Here is a 1,799-nt window from a genome sequence, read left to right as displayed (position 1 = left end):
GGGGATGACGATGGATCAGGTTGTCGAGCGGGACGCCGGGCAGGGCCACGGGTATCGGCCCACACCACCGCCAGGTCGGTATGAGCGTGTATCAAATTCTCGTAAAACCGCTTATCCGGAGCTAACGGGCGAGGTGGCTATGGTAGGGGCTCCACTGGACACCACCAGAGCCGACAGGGGAGGTGCGGCTGTACCTGTGGATCGGGGAGGAGTGCTTCGGCGCTTTCTCGGATCGGCGGGCAGGCCGAAATCCGTGAACGACACCGCTGCTGACCACAGCCACGCCGCTGACCATGCCCAGACCGCGACCTTCTCCACCGACGCGGACGGGCAGGCGTGGACTCCGCCCACCTGGGAGGAGATCGTCAGCACCCACAGCGGCCGTGTGTACCGGCTCGCGTACCGCCTGACAGGGAACCAGCACGACGCCGAGGACCTCACTCAGGAGGTCTTCGTCCGGGTCTTCCGTTCGCTGTCGACGTACACGCCCGGCACCTTCGAGGGCTGGCTGCACCGCATCACCACCAACCTCTTCCTGGACATGGTCCGCCGCAAGCAGCGCATCCGTTTCGACGCGCTGGGGGAGGACGCGGCCGAGCGACTGCCCAGCCGCGAGCCGTCACCCCAGCAGGTCTTCAACGACGCGCACTTCGACGCGGACGTCCAGCAGGCCCTGGACACCCTCGCCCCGGAGTTCCGGGCGGCGGTCGTCCTGTGCGACATCGAGGGTCTCTCGTACGAGGAGATCGCCGCGACCCTGGGCGTCAAGCTCGGTACGGTCCGTTCCCGGATCCACCGCGGCCGCTCCCAGCTCCGCAAGGCCCTCGCGCACCGCTCGCCGGAAGCACGGGCCGAGCGCCGTTCCTTCGTGGCGCGTGTGCCCGCGCTGGGGGGAGGGGGCGCGACCGCGTGAGTGGATCACGTCCTACGCCTGCGGAGCAGCATCTGGGAGACCGACTTTCCGCCCTGGTGGACGGGGAGCTCGGTCATGAGTCGCGCGAGCGTGTACTGGCGCACCTGGCCACCTGTACGAAGTGCAAGGCCGAGGCCGACGCGCAGCGCCGACTGAAGAACGTGTTCGCGGAAATGGCCCCACCGCCCCCCTCCGAGAGCTTCCTGGCCCGCCTCCAGGGGCTCCCCGGGGGAGGCGGCGACACGGACGGCGAGGAGCCGCCCGGCGGTGGACTGTTCGCCGCCGGAATCGGTGTCTTCGGCGTCAAAAGAGACGGCCCGCTCGACGCGTTCGAGTTCGGCTACGTCCCGGCGGGCCCGCATGCCGCTACGGCCCTGACCCCTTCGTCCCCGTCCCGGTCCGCCCGTGACGGTTTCCGTATCCATGACGTCAGCCGCCACGACGCCGACCGCTCCGCCTCGCGCGGGATGCGGTTCGCGTTCGTCGCCGCCGGGGCGGTCTCGCTGGCCGCGATCGCGCTGGGCGGGGTGGCCACGGTCGCGCCGGGCGACACGGCGGCGGAAGCGCGGGGCGGTACGGGTGTGACGCCGGCGCGTACCCAGGGCGCGGGCGCGGCGGCGACCACCGACGCGGGGCGTCGCCGTGCGGTCGGCCCGCTGCTCGCCCAGGGCACCAGCCAGCGCTCGATGCTCGGCGACACCGGGGTCCCGTCGACCTCGGTCTCCGCTCCGCTGCTCCCCGGAGTGCCGTCACCTGCGGCAGTCCAGGGCGACGAGGTCATGCACACGCTCTCCGCGCCGGTGGTGGCCGGAGCGGCGGTCATCTCCCCCCTGATACGCCCGCTCAACGCGACCCCGCCGGTAGCCCTCACGTCGTGGTCCACGGC

2 protein-coding genes are annotated in these 1,799 nt (G+C 71.3%); both read left to right on the top strand.

The window, feature by feature from the left end; genetic code table 11:
• The first annotated feature begins 211 nt into the window (after nucleotides 1–211).
• Entirely contained in the window at nucleotides 212–913 is a 702-nt protein-coding gene (gene sigE / locus AC31A1_RS50885; protein WP_019072074.1) for an RNA polymerase sigma factor SigE, read from the top strand.
• Nucleotides 910–1,799 (top strand): anti-sigma factor family protein (locus tag AC31A1_RS50880; protein WP_489659828.1); only part of this gene is annotated, 890 nt, incomplete at its 3' end. The genes sigE and AC31A1_RS50880, both read left to right, overlap by 4 nt.

It is taken from the genome of Streptomyces sp. P5F9, from assembly GCF_057961495.1.
The sequence above is the reverse complement of the archived record's forward strand: the minus strand, read 5'-3'. Positions and strand labels throughout refer to the sequence as shown.